The organism is Aeromonas sp. R2-1 (genome assembly GCF_040908425.1).
Lineage (GTDB): Bacteria > Pseudomonadota > Gammaproteobacteria > Enterobacterales > Aeromonadaceae > Aeromonas > Aeromonas caviae.
The window spans coordinates 100867-115974 of sequence record NZ_JBFODR010000053.1; the positions used below are offsets into that span (position 1 = coordinate 100867).

Below are 15108 nucleotides of genomic sequence, written 5' to 3' on the forward strand. Positions count from 1 at the left end.
TGTTGCGGGATGACATTCAGCTTGCCGAGAGCCCCTGCACCAGGGCCAGCACCGAGAACACCCCCAGCGACAGCCAGAAGAAGAGGGTGCCGAAGAGGCGCGGCATGTTGGGAGCCCTGGGGATCTGGATGCCGATGGCATGCAGGATGCGCCCCACCAGCAGCAGCACACCGCCCAGGTGCAGCCAGAGCGACCCGACCCCCGCCAGTTCGCACAGGGCCATCAGCAGCAGGGTGAGAGGCACGTACTCGGCAAAGTTGCCGTGAGCGCGGATCGCGGCCAGCATCTCGGGGGCTTCCCCCTCCCCTATCATCACCCTGAACTGGGCGCGGCGCTTGACCACCCAGAAGGAGAGCAGCAGGAACAAGAGCCCGAGCAGGCCGGCGTAAATCAGCGTGATATGCATCATCAGGACACTCCTTTATCGTTGAATCCGAACGTCCGCCACGTCGGGCGCCGGATGAGAACGGCCATCATGCCAGCTCGCGACAGATGAGGGAAACCATCATGCGGATATGGGCCTGATCGCTGTTGAGGGCCGGGATGTATTCAAACTGCTCGCCACCGGCGGCCATGAAGATTTCCCGGTTCTGCACCTGGATCTCCTCCAGGGTCTCGAGGCAATCCGCCGAGAAGGCCGGGCAGATCACATCGAGCCGCTTGACGCCGCGAGAGGGCAAGTCGCCCACGGTCAGGTCCGTGTAGGGCTTGAGCCACTCCTCCTTGCCAAAGCGGGACTGGAAGCTCGCGGTCCACTGCTCCGGGGCCAGCCCCAGCGCCTCCGCCAGCAGGGCGGCGGTGCGCCTGCACTGATGACCATAAGGATCCCCTTCCCGCTCGTAGCGCTCGGGAATACCGTGGAAGGACATCAGCAGATGCTCCCCCTGGCCGTGCTGCTCCCAGTGGCGACGCACGCTCATGGCCAGCGCCTGGATGTACTCCGGGTGGGCATGGTAATCGCGGATGAGCCGCACCACCGGCAGATTGCGCTCGGTTTTCATCGCCCTGGCCCAGGCATCGAACACCGAGGCGGTGGTACTGACCGAATACTGGGGATAGAGCGGCAGCAGGATCACCCGGTTGACCCCCTGGGCCTTGAGGGCCTGCCAGCCATCGGCCAGCGACGGGGCACCATAGGTCATGGCGAGCGCCACCGGCACTTCGACTCCTTCCCGCTTGAGCTCGTGCTCCAGGGCCGCGCGCTGCTGCTGGCTGATGACCATCAGGGGGGAGCCCTGCTCGGTCCACACCTGCTGATAGAGCTTGGCCACCTTGGGGGAGCGGGTCGGCAGGATGATGAAGTGAAGCAGGGGGCACCAGAGGTAGCGCGGCAGGTCGACGACCCGCTGATCGTGCAGAAACTGGCTGAGAAACGCCTTGACCGCCGCCGTGGTCGGCGCGGCCGGGGTACCCAGATTGACCAGCAAGATCCCGGTTTTCGTGGTCACGTTAGCATCCTGTCGTTCTGTGTCGTGGGAATGGAATGCAAGAAAGGGCCCGGTATGGACCCTTTTCTCACTCTCGTAGCCAGCCGGCGAACGGCTGCGTCCTGCCGGCCCTGAATGGCTTAACCGAGAATGGCGGCCAGTTGCTGGCTGACCAGATCCACCGGCTGGGTGCCGTCGATCTTGACGTAACGGGTGTTGCCCGCTTCCGCTTCCTTGCCGTAGAAACCGATGAGCGGCGCGGTCTGCTGATGGTAGACATCCAGACGCTTGCGCACTGTGGTCTCTTCGTCGTCGGCACGGATCACCAGATCCTCGCCGGTCACGTCATCCTTGCCTTCCACTTTCGGCGGGTTGAACACCACGTGGTAGGTACGGCCGGAGCCGGAGTGCACGCGGCGGCCGCTCATGCGCTTGACGATCTCTTCGTCCGGCACGTCGAATTCCAGCACGAAGTCCACGGTCACACCGGCATCCTTCATGGCTTGCGCCTGGGGAATGGTGCGGGGGAAGCCGTCCAGCAGGAAGCCGTTGGCGCAATCCGGTTGCGCGATGCGTTCTTTGACCAGGCCGATGATGATGTCGTCGGAGACGAGCTGACCTGCGTCCATCACGGCTTTGGCCTTGAGGCCCAGCTCGGTACCCGCCTTGATCGCCGCACGCAGCATGTCGCCGGTGGAGATCTGCGGAATACCGTGTTTTTCCATGATGAACTGAGCCTGGGTACCCTTGCCGGCGCCCGGAGCTCCCAACAGAACAATGCGCATACACGCTCCTAGTTGATTGGTTATTCAATTCTTGAGAAGGCAAAAAACTACACGTTTTCGCCCGTATTAACAAGCTCGCCCCGTGTGAGTGGCCAGATTATCACCACACTCCCGCCCCGTCTCTGCGACCAAAGACGCAGACGACGACCACAAAAAATGATTGAAAATGCAGCAGCGCACCAGAGGGGAACGGCCAAAAAAAAGCCCACTGTCATGCAGTGGGCCAATCACAATCACATCACGCCTGGAGTAGCAGACGGTTGATACGGGAGACGAAGCTCGCCGGATCATTGAGGCCGCCCTGCTCCGCCAGCTGGGCCTGCTCGTGCAGGAGGGAGACCCACTCGCCAAACAGGCTCTCATCCTCGATGGTGCCGAGCTTCTTCACCAGGGCATGGTCGGGGTTGAGCTCCAGGATGTACTTCTGCTCCGGCACCGGCTGACCGGCGGCGCGCATCAGCTTGATCATCTGGGTGCTCATGCCGTGGGCGTCAGTGACGATGCAGGACGGCGAGTCGGTCAGACGGTGGGTGACGCGCACCTCTTTCACCGCTTCACCGAGGCTCTTCTTGACCCGCTCCACCAGACCGGCGTTGGCTTTTTCGGCCTCTTCCTGCGCCTGCTTGGAGGCCTCGTCTTCCAGATCCCCGAGATCCAGTTCGCCACGGGTGACGGAGACCAGCTGCTTGCCGTCGAACTCGGTCAGGTGGCTCATCAGCCACTCGTCCACCCGCTCCCACATCAGCAGCACTTCGACGCCCTTCTTGCGGAAAATCTCGAGGTGCGGACTGTTCTTGGCAGCGGCATAAGAGTCGGCGGTGATGTAGTAAATCTTCTGCTGACCTTCCTTCATGCGGCCAACGTAATCCTCCAGCGACACGGTCTGGGCTTCGCCCTCGCCGGCGGTGCTGGCAAAGCGCAAGAGCTTCGCGATCTCTTCCCGGTTGGCGTAATCCTCGGCCGGGCCCTCTTTGAGCACATTGCCGAACTCGCTCCAGAACTTGGCGTACTTCTCGCCGTCGTCTTTCGCCAGCTTGTTGAGCATGGTGAGCACGCGCTTGGAGCAGGCCTTGCGCAGGGAGGCGGTCACCTTGTTGTCCTGCAGAATTTCACGGCTGACGTTGAGCGGCAGATCGTTGGAGTCCAGCACCCCTTTCACGAAGCGCAGGTAGGTCGGCATGAACTGCTCGGCGTCGTCCATGATGAAGACGCGCTGCACGTAGAGTTTCAGGCCGTGCTTCTGCTCGCGGTTGTAGAGATCGAACGGCGCGCGGGCCGGGATGTAGAGCAGGCTGGTGTACTCCTGGGCCCCTTCCACCCGGTTGTGACCCCACAGGAGCGGGTCTTCGAAGTCGTGGGCGACGTGCTTGTAGAACTCCTGGTACTCCTCGTCCTTGATGTCCTTCGGGTTGCGGGTCCAGAGCGCAGTGGCGCGGTTGACCTGCTCCCACTCCCCCGGGGTGCCGACGATGGTTTCACCGTCTTCTTCCCGATCCGGCGTGCCCTCCTTGAACATCTCCACCGGCACGCTGATGTGGTCGGAATATTTGCTGACCACGGAGCGCAGGCGCCAGTCGTCCAGGAACTCCTCCTCATCGCTGCGCAGGTGCAGGATGACGTCGGTGCCGCGACCGGCTTTGGTCACATCGGCCACGGTGAAGGAGCCTTCCCCTTGTGATTCCCACTGCACGCCCTGCTCCGGCGCGGTGCCAGCGGCGCGGGAGACCACGGTCACCTTGTCGGCCACGATGAAGGCGGAGTAGAAGCCCACCCCGAACTGGCCGATCAGCTGGGAATCCTTGCCCTGGTCACCGGAGAGGTTCTTGAAGAACTCGGCGGTGCCGGACTTGGCGATGGTGCCCAGGTGCTCGATCACCTGGTCACGGGTCATGCCGATGCCGTTGTCCGAAATGGTCAGGGTCTTGTTCTCTTTGTCCACCACCAGGCGCACGCGCAACTGGCCGTCGTTTTCGAACAAAGAGGCATCGGAAAGCGCCTTGAAGCGCAGCTTGTCCGCCGCATCGGAGGCGTTGGAAATCAGCTCGCGCAGGAATACTTCTTTGTTGGAGTAGAGGCTGTGAGCCATCAGGCTCAGCAGTTGTTTGACTTCAGTCTGAAAGCCGTGGGTTTCGGCGTGAACACTTTGGGTCATCGACCAGTCCTCAAAACGTCGGGTTGAACAGATTCCCAAGCTAGATGGGGTTGGCCTTTCAAATATCAAGGGGCTTACGTGCAAACTTGAGAGCAAATTTGCACACCGGCCCCTCGCTTGGCCCACACAGGCAACCCCTTCCCGGCCTCCCCCTTCACAAGGGGGAGGTGCACCGTCGTCCCCTGTCTGGCGAGGAGGGTCAGATTGGGATCGAGCGTGGAGCCAATAGCGGAGTCAGCCTTGCTCTCCCCTGCCAAAGGGAGGGCTGGGGTGGGGTGCGTTGCTTTCTCTCCTGCCAAAGGGAGGAGTGGGGCAAGATCCATTGCTCCCTCCCCTATCAAGTGGAAGGCCGGGATGGGGTTCGTTGCTTTCTCCCCTGCCAAAGAGAGGAGTGGGGCAAGATCCATTGCTCCCTCCCCTGCCAAGGGGAGGGCCGGGGTGGGGTTCGTTGCTTTCTCCCTTGCCAAAGGGAGGAGTGGGGCAAGATCCATTGCTCCCTCCCCTATAAAGGGGAGGGCCGGGGTGGGGTCCGTGGCCTCTTTAGCTCAGGCGCTGGCGCCCCATCAGGGAGTGGGAGAGCGTGGTGCCATCCACCAGCTCCAGCTCCCCGCCCACCGGCACGCCATGGGCGATGCGGCTCACCTCCACCCCTGCGGTGCGGGCCATGTCGGCAATGTACCAGGCGGTGGCATCCCCCTCGATGGTGGGGTTGGTGGCGAGGATCAGCTCCTTGATCTGCTCCTCTTGCAGGCGGCGCTCCAGGATATCGAGCCCCAGCTCCTCGGGGCCGATGCCGTCAAGGGGCGACAGGTGGCCCATCAGCACGAAGTAACGGCCGGAGAACTGGCCGGTCTGCTCGATGGCCGCCACGTCCGCCGGGCTCTCCACCACGCAGAGCAGGCCGTTCTCCTCGCGCTTGGGATTGGCGCAGATCTCGCAGCGATCGTTCTCGGTAAAGGTGCGGCAGTGGCTGCAATGACCGATTTCGGTGAGCGCCCGGTTGAGCAGGGAGGCGAGACGCAGGCCGCCGCTGCGCTCGCGCTCCAGCAGGGTGAACGCCATGCGCTGGGCCGATTTCGGGCCCACGCCCGGCAAGACCTGCAGCGCCTTCATCATCTCATCGAGCAGGGGACTGAATTTCATGGGGATATCCTTTAAAGCCGCGCCGAAGGAGTGATTCGGCCCGCTTGCCTGAAGCGGTGCCGACTCCTCCATCCGAACCTATCTTGTTGGCGCAGGACTATACCCGAGCCGGCCCCGGGCGCCAATGGCCGGATCCCCGTCGGGCGGAGCAGGGCAGCCTTGCACTCAGGGCTGACTCAGGTTCGCAAGTGACCCGTCGCAGCCACCAACAAGTACGGCACCCGATGCAGAAATCGGGATCCGCAGCCTAATGCCGTTATTAGGGAGAGAGCCTAGAGGGTTCTATATCACCGGCCGGTCACAACTATTGACGCGACAAGGTGATGAATTCGACACCCGGATGACAGTCCCTGCCCCATCGTGCGGCAGACCGCTCGACGACATGCCTACGACCCATTGATGAAATGGCGGCAACAGGGCGCAAGACAGCGCCAACAGGCCCTGGAGAAAGTAGATCGGCGGCAAAAACGTTTAGTTTTTCTATTTAAAATGTGTAAGTCGTAAAGAAAAACAGAACAAAAAAGCCCCCCTGTTGACTCATTTGTTGAGCAAGGTCCGGTTTCCAACACCTCCCGCTACTGTTTTTTAATCGACGAGATAGCATGTCCCAGATGGCAACCAACTCTGCAACGAACATTTCCTCGCACGAATCTCTTAGCAGGGCGTTTTTTACATCGGAGTAAACATGGGATTTTATATAAGGAAGAGCATTGCTGTTGGCCCTTTTCGTTTCAATCTATCAAAATCTGGGCTAGGTGTTTCTGCTGGTATTAAAGGCCTAAGAATTGGAACAGGCCCAAGGGGAAACTATGTCAGAATTGGTACGAAAAATATTTACTACCGTTCCACTATTGTTAGTTCTCCATCTGAAAGCTCTTTGATTCAAGATATAAACCAGCACGTTACAAGTGATCCCCATCATTACACTCATGAACCGCTAAAGGAAATTGATTCCGCACATGTCACACAGATCGTTGATTCATCTTCATCAGAGTTACTCAACGAGCTAAATGATAAACGAAAGAAATATAGGATGTGGCCAATCGTTTTTATTACGTCCTTAGGGCTTACATATTTATTGAATAATATGGAGCTACCAAGATGGGTTGTGCTTTCCACATTAGTATTGGGTTTGTTTTTCACTTGGGTATCTCATACACGAGATATGCTGGCTAAGACAACTGTGTTGTTCTATGACTTTGAACCAGAAATGGAGACTACATATAATAAACTGTTCCAAGCAGCTGAACGCTTGGAGAAATGTAGAAAAGCTTGGCACATATCGGCCTCTGGTAAGGTCCTTGATAAAAAATACCATGCGGGTGCCAGTAATCTAGTAGACCGCAAAACAACAACAATTCAGATCTCTGAGCCTCCATATTTACAAACGAATGTAAAAACTGTCGCACTTGCCGTTGGTCGTCAGACTTTGCATTTCTTCCCTGACCGAGTTCTGGTTTACGATGCTGCAGGAGTCGGAGCAGTAAGTTATCAAGCACTCCTTGTGACGGTACGTGATAGGCGGTTTATTGAAGATGAAACCGTTCCAAGCGATGCATTGATTGTTGATAAGACGTGGAAGTATGTAAATAAATCTGGTGGGCCTGACCGCAGATTCAAAAACAATCACGAGCTACCAATCTGTTTATATCAAGAAATGACGTTTACCAGTTCTACAGGGCTTAATGAATTAGTCCAATTATCTAAACGCGGCCCTGCTGAGGACTTTAAAAATGCTCTTTCTGCTCTAGCAACCAGCCTGCCAAAGGAAACATAAGAATATTAATTTGTGAGATTCATTGGTCATAGAACATCGTATTTATTTTTTCGATTAGTGCCGTAGGGTGCAATAAGCGCAGCGCATTGCACCTCTTGCATTTTTTAATTAGTGGTGCAATTCACTTCGCTTATTGCACCCTACATTCCCACCCTGTATTTATGCCCTCACTTTATAGTGGCTGTCTTTACTGCGGTCACTTCTCTTCCCGACCATTCTCCATCCAGCCGATGAAATAAAGACTCCATTGCCACCCAAGCCTTCCCTCCCTGTCGCTCCTGCCGATAATTTATTGGTCAACATTTTATCGTCTGTTTTTCAACCCGTTTGATTGAAAAGACTGGTTAAAAATGGCTGCTTAGCAAAAACAAACTCTTGCCCGCTGCTCGGGGGCCTATTTCAATCAAGGAGTAATTAATAACCTCGCTCAACAGTCTTTTTTGATTATTTATACCTGAGCATACTCCCACAGACTCTGTGTCATCATAAGCTGAATCGCAGATAAACAGACTGTGTCCATGATGAGCCTCCTATTTATATCCAGCTAACCCCCGCTCCCATCGCAATCCTGAAGATCCTCCCGAACGACTATCCGTGAACTCCCGGTAGTGCGGGGCCCCTGTGTTGGCAGCCATGCCACCGGCAATCAGACAAGATAATTTCATGAACTGTACTAACAAACCCGCCCTGTCCGGCATCATGCTGGCGGCGATCGGCGTGGTCTATGGCGACATCGGCACCAGCCCGCTCTATACCCTGCGCGAGTGCCTCTCCGGCCAGTTCGGTTTCGGCGTCGAGCCCGCCTCCATCCTGGGCTTTCTTTCGCTTATCTTCTGGCTGCTGATCCTGGTGGTCTCGGTCAAGTACCTCTCCTTCGTGATGCGGGCGGACAACGCGGGCGAAGGGGGCATTCTCACCCTGATGTCGCTCGCGACCCGCAACACCCCGGAAAAATGGACGCCGGTGCTGATCATCCTGGGGCTCGTCGGCGGCAGCTTCTTCTATGGCGAGGTGGTGATCACCCCGGCCATGTCGGTGATGTCGGCCATCGAGGGCCTGAAGATAGTGGCGCCTTCCCTGGACGCCTACATAGTGCCGCTCTCGGTGCTGGTGCTGACCCTGCTGTTTGCCATCCAGAAGCACGGCACCGCCGCCGTGGGCAAGCTGTTTGCCCCCATCATGCTGATCTGGTTCCTGACCCTGGCGGTGCTTGGCCTGAATAGCATCCTCCAGCACCCCGAGGTGCTGGGGGCGCTCAACCCGGTCTGGGCGCTGCGCTTCTTCATGACCTATCAGAGCGCCTCCTTCTTTGCCCTGGGCGCCGTGGTGCTGGCCATCACGGGGGTGGAGGCGCTCTATGCGGACATGGGCCATTTTGGCAAGAGCCCCATTCGCCGCGCCTGGTTCATGGTGGTGCTGCCATCGCTAGTGCTCAACTACTTCGGTCAGGGGGCCTTGCTGCTCGGCAATCCCGAGGCCATCGCCAATCCCTTCTTCCTGCTCGCGCCCAAGTGGGCGTTGCTACCGCTCTTGCTGCTCGCGACGCTCGCCACCGTCATCGCCTCCCAGGCGGTCATCTCCGGGGTCTTCTCCCTCACCCGGCAGGCGGTGCGGCTCGGCTATCTCTCCCCCATCCGCATCGTCCACACCTCGGAGCAGGAGTCCGGCCAGATCTATATTCCGGTCATCAACTGGCTGCTCTATCTCTCTGTGGTGATCGTCATCATGAGCTTCGAGCACTCCAGCAACCTGGCGGCGGCCTATGGCATCGCCGTGACCGGCACCATGGTGCTAACCTCCATCCTCTCCTGCTCGGTGGCCCGCCACAGCTGGCACTGGCGCAAGCCGCTGGTGGCCACCCTCTTCGCCCTGCTGCTCGCCATCGACGTCCCGCTGTTTACCGCCAACCTCGCCAAGATCTTCTCCGGCGGCTGGCTGCCGCTCACCCTGGGTGCCGTCATGTTCACCCTGATGACCAGCTGGAAGAGCGAGCGCTTCCAGCTTATTCGCCGCCTGAACGAGCACGGCAACTCGCTGGAGCCGATGATCGCCTCGCTGGAAAAATCCCCGCCGACCAGGGTGGCCGGCACGGCGGTCTATCTGTCGCGGGTGGTCAACGTCATCCCCCATGCGCTCCTGCACAACCTCAAGCACAACAAGGTGCTGCACGAGCGCGTCATCCTGCTCACCCTGAAGGTGGAGGATGTGCCCTATGTCCACAACGTGCGCCGGGTCTGCATCGAGCAGCTCTCCCCCACCTTCTGGCGGGTGGTGGCGAGTTACGGCTGGCGCGAGACCCCCAACGTGGAGGAGATCTTCCACCGCTGCAACGCCGAGGGGCTGAGCTGCCGTATGATGGAGACCTCCTTCTTCATGGCCCACGAGTCCCTCATCATGAAGGAGCGCCCCTGGTACCTCTATCTGCGGGGCAAGCTCTTTATGCTGCTGCAGCGCAACGCCCTGCGGGCGCCGGATCAGTTCGAGATCCCGCCCAACCGGGTCATCGAGCTGGGATCCCAGGTGGATATCTGATGGCGGGCGCCGCGCCCAAGGTCATGGCACGCAAGAGGGAGGCAACCGCCTCCCTCTTTCATTGCTGAGCGCCTCTCTCTTCCGCCCGGGATCTCGAGCCGCCAGGAGACGTGGCGCCCCTCACAGGATCGCAAAGAAGCGCCGCATCTGGCACTCAAACCGGGGCGAGATCAAGGTATTGGGGACCGGGGCCCCGGTAAACTTGGCCCCCGTGACAGGGCGAGGGCCTCCTCTGCCTGTCAAGGCTACGCCCCTTCTATCGCGACGCAGCCCGTTGCCCCCCGTTCGTTGCACCCGATGGCCCATGCCGTGGCGGCAGGCCAGCAGATGGGAGTTCGATATCGCATGACATCCCCCAGGATGATCGCCGGATGGCCGCCCCTGTCGGCCCTCCCCAGCCTCCCTGTCATGAGGGAGGGTTCCCTGCCCCCCGGTTATCAGGGAGGGGCGCTGGCCCCTCTTTGGATGGCGCCATGACCACGTCGACACGCCTTCGACTGCGCAGGGAATTTCATATAGACGGTATCGTGCAGGGGGTCGGCTTTCGCCCCTTCGTCTATGGGCTGGCGCTGCGCCACGGCCTTGCCGGTTATGTCTTGAACGATGCCAATGGCGTCACCATAGGCGCCGAAGGATCCCCTGAGCAGCTCACAGCCTTTGCCTGCGAACTGCGGGAACTGGCGCCGCCGCTTAGCCGCATCGATCATGTCAGCGAGCGGGAGCTGCCCCTTGCTCATGATCCCGACTTCGATGGCCAATTTCATGGCCAGTTTCGAATTAAAGCGAGCCAGCAGCAGAGCGCGGCCACGGTCGCCATCTCGCCGGATCAGGGGATGTGCGAGGCATGCGCCCGGGATGTGGCCAGCCCCAACGATCGCCACCACCACTACCCTTTTACCAACTGCACCCACTGCGGCCCGCGCTACACCATCATCCGCCGCCTCCCCTACGACCGCCCCCATACTGCCATGGCGGGCTTTGCCATGTGCCCGCGCTGTGCGGCGGCCTATGAAAACCCGCTGGACAGACGCTACCACGCCCAGCCAGTGAGCTGCCCCGAGTGCGGGCCCCATCTCAGCTGGCGCAGCGGCCACGGCGATGCGCTGGCCGAGTGTGAGGATGCCCTGCACACCGCTGCCCGCGCCCTGCAAGCGGGCAAGCTTATCGCGGTCAAGGGGATGGGGGGTTATCACCTGATATGTGATGCCCGCAGTGAGTCTGCCGTGGCGCGGCTTCGCCAGTTAAAACGGCGCGCACGCAAGCCGCTGGCGGTGATGATGGGCTCCCTTGCCGAGGCCAAATTGCATGTCACCGGCAGCGAAGACGAGTGGAAGCTGCTCGCCTCTCAGGCCAGGCCCATCACCTTGCTGCGCAAGCGCAAAAACGATGATCGGCACTCAGAATCTGGACTGTCAGCCACGCCGCTGGCCGAGGGGATAGCCCCCGGCATCCCCTACCTTGGCATCATGCTCCCCTATACCCCGCTCCATCAGCTGCTGCTGGATGCCTGCGCCATGCCGCTGGTGGCCACCAGCGCCAACAGCCGCGGCAGCCCGATCCTTATCGAATGCGAGACGGTGGTCAGGGAACTCGGCAGCGAGATTGACGGTATCCTGGATCACAACCGCCCCATCCTGCACCCTTGCGACGACAGTCTGGTGCAGTGGGCGGGCGGGCGACGCCAGACGTTGCGCCTCGCCCGGGGTTATGCCCCCTGCACTCCCAGCCTGAAAGAGGCGGTCCAGGTGCCACTCTTGGCAGTCGGGGCGCAGCAGAAGAACCAGCTGGCGCTCGCCTTCGGCCGCCAGCGCATCTACAGCCCCTACATCGGCGATCTGCACAGCCTGCCGATGCAGGAGCACTTCGAGCAGACCCTGGCGACCTTTCGCGATCTCTACGCTCTCAAGCCCGAAGTTCTGGTGTCGGATCGCCACCCGGGCTATCTCAGCCATCAGTGGGCCAAAATCTACTGCCGCGATCACAATGCCACCCATCTCGAGGTGCAGCACCATCACGCCCATCTGCTGGGGGTGATGGCCGAGCACGACATCACGGGCCCGGTGCTGGGGGTTGCCTTCGATGGTACCGGCCTTGGCGATGACGGCACCCTCTGGGGGGGCGAGCTGCTGCTGGCAGATGTTCAGGGATTTGAGCGCGTTGCCCACCTCCAGCCCTTCAAGCTGATCGGTGGCGAGGCGGCCATCCGCGAGCCGGTACGCCAGCTGCTGGGGCTGCTGTTTGAATCGCACAGCCCTGAGCAGATCAGTGCCCTCGATATGCCGGCGATCAAACAACTGCCCGCTGAGCGGATCAGCAACCTGCACCAGCTCTGGCGCCTCGGTCGCAACGCCCCCTATACTAGTTCCATCGGTCGGCTGTTCGATGCGGTGGCGGCGCTCTTGGGAGTGATCGACACCCCGGATTACGAGGGCGAAGCGGGACTCTTGCTGGAGGCAGCCGCCTTACAATTGGCCCCCGATGAATTGCCCTTCCCCCTCGCCTTTGATCTCAGCCAATCAACAGAGGGGCCACTGCAGATCCAGTGGGCCAAGCTGATCCATACCCTTGTCAGCGAGCGGCGAAAAGGCACCGCCACCGCCAGCCTGGCCGCCGGTTTTATCCGCGCCATCAACGATTTGGTCATCGCCCTGGCGGAGCGCTTCCCCGGCTATCCGGTGGCGCTCGGGGGCGGCGTCTTTCAAAACCGGGTACTGATGGACCAGCTGGTGCCCGCACTCGAAGCCGCCGGTCGGCAGGTATTGACCAGCGAAACCCTGCCGCTCAATGACGGTGGCATCGCCGCCGGTCAGCTCTGGTTTGCCATTCACCATCTTGCCACGCATCAGCCTGTCACCACCGGTTGTGCCACCTTGTCGGAGTCCTGAAATTCATGTGTCTATCCATCCCCTCTCAGGTGGTGCAGCTGCACCCCGAAGATAACTGCGTCACCGTCGACACCCTGGGGGTACAGCGGCGCGTCAGCTGCATGCTGCTCGAAGAGCCTCTCAACATTGGCGACTATGTGCTGCTCCACATCGGCTTTGTGATGAGCAAGATTGACGAAGAGGAGGCGCAGGCCAGCCTCGAGAGCTTCCGCCAGATGGTGGCCCTGATGCCAGAGCAGGATATTTTGCCATGCTGACCTTGAATGATCTCTTTCAGGGTTTTCGTCAGCCCGAGGTGATCCGCGCCCTCGCCGCCCAAATTACCGAGCTTGCCAAAGATCTGCCAGAGCCGCTGCGGGTGATGGAAGTGTGCGGCGGCCATACCCACACCATCATGAAGTACGGCCTGCACCAGCTGCTGCCAGCCAGCATCGAGTTTGTCCACGGCCCCGGCTGCCCGGTCTGCATCATGCCAAAAGAGCGCATCGATCAGGCCATCGAGCTGGCGAGTCAACCGAACGTCATTCTGGTCACCCTGGGGGACATGATCCGGGTGCCGGGCTCCAAGGGCACGCTGGCCCAGCAGCGCGCCAAGGGGAGCGATATCCGCCCCGTCTATGACCCCCTCGACGCCCTGCGTATCGCCCGTGAGAACCCTGAGAAAACCGTGGTCTTCTTCGCCATCGGTTTCGAGACCTCCACCCCCATGACGGCCGCCTTGCTGGCGGCGGCTGAAGCTGAGGGGATTGAGAACCTGCTGTTTCATATCAACCATGTACTGGTGCCCCCCGCCATTCATGCGGTGATGGCCGACGGAGTGGCCAAGGTGAATGCCTTTATCGGCCCCTCCCACGTCAGCGTCATTACCGGCGCCGATATCTACCTGCCTATCGTCGATCGTTATCAGGTGCCGGTGGTGGTGAGCGGCTTCGAGCCGGTGGATGTGATGGAGGCGCTCTTGATGATGGTGCGCCAGAAGGTGGAGGGTCGCTACGCGCTGGAGGTGCAATACAGCCGCGCCGTCACCGCCAGTGGCAATAAAGCCGCCCAGCGGCTGGTCGAGCGCTTTTTCGAGACCCGCGAGCACTTTCGCTGGCGAGGTCTGGGGGATATCAACGCCTCCGCCCTGCGCCTGCGCGATGCCTTTGCCAAGCGCGATGCGGAGCGTCACTTTGCGCTCGCTCAGACTCCCATCGATGACCACAAGGCGTGCCAGTGCGCCGATATCCTGCGCGGCCTGGCCAAACCGAACCAGTGCAACGTCTTTGGCCGGGGCTGCACCCCGACCCAGCCCATGGGCAGCTGCATGGTCAGCTCCGAAGGGGCCTGCAATGCCTACTACCGATATATGGGGATCCAATGAGAGAAATCCAGTTAAGCCACGGCGGCGGCGGTGTAGAAATGAACCAGCTGATAAGCCACCTCTTCTTTCGCCACTTTGGCAACGAGATCCTGCTGCGCGGTGAAGATGCCGCCCTGTTGCCGGTAGAGGGCCCCGTTGCCTTCACCACCGACAGCTTTACCGTCTCGCCGCTCTTCTTCGAGGGGGGCGATATCGGCAAGCTGGCCATCGCCGGCACGGTCAACGATCTCGCCATGATGGGGGCCAAGCCCGAGTATCTGAGCGCAAGCTTTATCATCGAGGAGGGTTTCCCCTACGCCGATCTCGCCCGCATCGTCGAGTCGATGGCGACTGAACTTGCCAACAGCGGTGCCCGCATCGTCTGCGGCGACACCAAGGTGGTGCCCAAGGGGGCCGCCGACAAGATCTTTATCAACACCAGCGGGGTCGGCACCTTCCCGCTGCCCGAACAGAGCCGGGGCATCTCGGTGCGGAGCCTCAAGGCCGGTGACGCCATCCTGGTGTCGCGGGATATCGGCAGCCACGGCGCCTGCATCCTGATGGCCCGTGACGCCCTGCAACTGGGATCCGATCTCAAGAGCGACTGCACCACCCTCTGGCCGCAGGTCGAAGCGCTGCTAAAAGCGGGGATTACCCCTCACGCCCTGCGCGACGCCACCCGCGGCGGCCTTGCCGCCGTGCTCAACGAGTGGAGCAGCGCCTCCCAGGTGGCCATCGAACTGGAGGAGTCCGCCATTCCGGTGTGCGATCCGGTACGCGGCCTGTGCGAGCTCTACGGTTTCGAGCCCCATGATCTCGCCAACGAGGGGACCATGGTGCTGGCCCTGCCTGCCGAACAGGCACAGGACGCGCTGGGCATCTTGCGGCAATTCAACCCCGCGGCAAGCCAGATCGGCGTGGTGCAGGCGAGCGATCGCCACAAGGTGATCCTGAGCAACCCCTGGGGCAGCCGCCGCTATCTGGAGCTGCCGCAAGGGGAGCTGCTGCCGCGGATCTGTTGAGCGGCCATGCCGTCTAGTCAATTACAGGGAGGAGTCACTGCTC

Annotated in this window: 11 protein-coding genes; 6 read left to right on the plus strand and 5 right to left on the minus strand. The window is 60.5% G+C overall.

All coding sequences use genetic code 11. From position 1 onward, the window contains the following. Window positions 1–16 precede the first annotated feature (16 nt). The 5 genes from AB5Y80_RS18925 to recR form a co-directional block, all read right to left on the minus strand. Window positions 17–409, minus strand: coding sequence for an MAPEG family protein (locus tag AB5Y80_RS18925; protein WP_042863722.1), 393 nt, complete (start codon window positions 407–409; stop codon window positions 17–19). A gap of 64 nt (window positions 410–473) precedes the next feature. Continuing rightward, window positions 474–1448, minus strand: a complete 975-nt coding sequence (gene hemH, locus AB5Y80_RS18930; RefSeq protein ID WP_042882436.1) for a ferrochelatase — start codon at window positions 1446–1448, stop codon at window positions 474–476. Between the two features lie 119 nt (window positions 1449–1567). Next, a complete protein-coding gene (gene adk / locus AB5Y80_RS18935) occupies window positions 1568–2212 on the minus strand; it encodes an adenylate kinase (RefSeq protein ID WP_010674422.1) in 645 nt (214 codons plus the stop codon). 238 nt (window positions 2213–2450) lie between these two features. Continuing rightward, the gene (gene htpG, locus AB5Y80_RS18940) at window positions 2451–4364 is read right to left on the minus strand and encodes a molecular chaperone HtpG (protein ID WP_368173362.1); all 1914 of its coding nucleotides are present in this window, start codon (window positions 4362–4364) and stop codon (window positions 2451–2453) included. A gap of 540 nt (window positions 4365–4904) precedes the next feature. Next, window positions 4905–5507 carry a recombination mediator RecR gene (gene recR / locus AB5Y80_RS18945; RefSeq protein WP_010674419.1) on the minus strand — a complete coding sequence of 201 codons (603 nt, stop codon included), beginning with the start codon at window positions 5505–5507 and terminating at the stop codon, window positions 4905–4907. Between the two features lie 685 nt (window positions 5508–6192). On the opposite strand from recR, the gene AB5Y80_RS18950 reads away from it, so the two are divergent. The 6 genes from AB5Y80_RS18950 (at window position 6193) to hypE (ending at window position 15065) form a co-directional block, all read left to right on the plus strand. Continuing rightward, a complete protein-coding gene (locus AB5Y80_RS18950) occupies window positions 6193–7284 on the plus strand; it encodes a DUF4236 domain-containing protein (protein ID WP_368173363.1) in 1092 nt (363 codons plus the stop codon). Window positions 7285–7947: 663 nt separating this feature from the next. After that, the gene (gene kup / locus AB5Y80_RS18955) at window positions 7948–9816 is read left to right on the plus strand and encodes a low affinity potassium transporter Kup (protein ID WP_368173364.1); all 1869 of its coding nucleotides are present in this window, start codon (window positions 7948–7950) and stop codon (window positions 9814–9816) included. Window positions 9817–10289: 473 nt separating this feature from the next. Beyond that, window positions 10290–12701, plus strand: coding sequence for a carbamoyltransferase HypF (gene hypF / locus AB5Y80_RS18960; protein ID WP_368173365.1), 2412 nt, complete (start codon window positions 10290–10292; stop codon window positions 12699–12701). A 5-nt stretch (window positions 12702–12706) separates the two neighbouring features. After that, complete coding sequence (locus AB5Y80_RS18965; RefSeq protein ID WP_021230224.1) at window positions 12707–12958, plus strand: HypC/HybG/HupF family hydrogenase formation chaperone; 252 nt, start codon at window positions 12707–12709, stop codon at window positions 12956–12958. Continuing rightward, a complete protein-coding gene (gene hypD, locus AB5Y80_RS18970; RefSeq protein ID WP_368173366.1) occupies window positions 12952–14064 on the plus strand; it encodes a hydrogenase formation protein HypD in 1113 nt (370 codons plus the stop codon). Before AB5Y80_RS18965 ends, hypD begins: the two co-directional genes overlap by 7 nt. Then, complete coding sequence (gene hypE, locus AB5Y80_RS18975) at window positions 14061–15065, plus strand: hydrogenase expression/formation protein HypE (protein WP_368173367.1); 1005 nt, start codon at window positions 14061–14063, stop codon at window positions 15063–15065. The genes hypD and hypE overlap by 4 nt, the downstream gene beginning before the upstream one ends. The last annotated feature ends 43 nt before the right edge of the window (window positions 15066–15108 follow it).

Bases quoted from the DNA above. Each gene is read 5' to 3' on its own strand.
- adk (WP_010674422.1), bottom strand. From the start codon at position 2,212: ATGCGCATTGTTCTGTTGGGAGCTCCGGGCGCCGGCAAGGGTACCCAG.
- hypE (WP_368173367.1), top strand. From the start codon at position 14,061: ATGAGAGAAATCCAGTTAAGCCACGGCGGCGGCGGTGTAGAAATGAAC.
- recR (WP_010674419.1), bottom strand. From the start codon at position 5,507: ATGAAATTCAGTCCCCTGCTCGATGAGATGATGAAGGCGCTGCAGGTC.
- AB5Y80_RS18925 (WP_042863722.1), bottom strand. From the start codon at position 409: ATGATGCATATCACGCTGATTTACGCCGGCCTGCTCGGGCTCTTGTTC.
- htpG (WP_368173362.1), bottom strand. From the start codon at position 4,364: ATGACCCAAAGTGTTCACGCCGAAACCCACGGCTTTCAGACTGAAGTC.
- hypF (WP_368173365.1), top strand. From the start codon at position 10,290: ATGACCACGTCGACACGCCTTCGACTGCGCAGGGAATTTCATATAGAC.
- AB5Y80_RS18965 (WP_021230224.1), top strand. From the start codon at position 12,707: ATGTGTCTATCCATCCCCTCTCAGGTGGTGCAGCTGCACCCCGAAGAT.
- AB5Y80_RS18950 (WP_368173363.1), top strand. From the start codon at position 6,193: ATGGGATTTTATATAAGGAAGAGCATTGCTGTTGGCCCTTTTCGTTTC.
- hypD (WP_368173366.1), top strand. From the start codon at position 12,952: ATGCTGACCTTGAATGATCTCTTTCAGGGTTTTCGTCAGCCCGAGGTG.
- kup (WP_368173364.1), top strand. From the start codon at position 7,948: ATGAACTGTACTAACAAACCCGCCCTGTCCGGCATCATGCTGGCGGCG.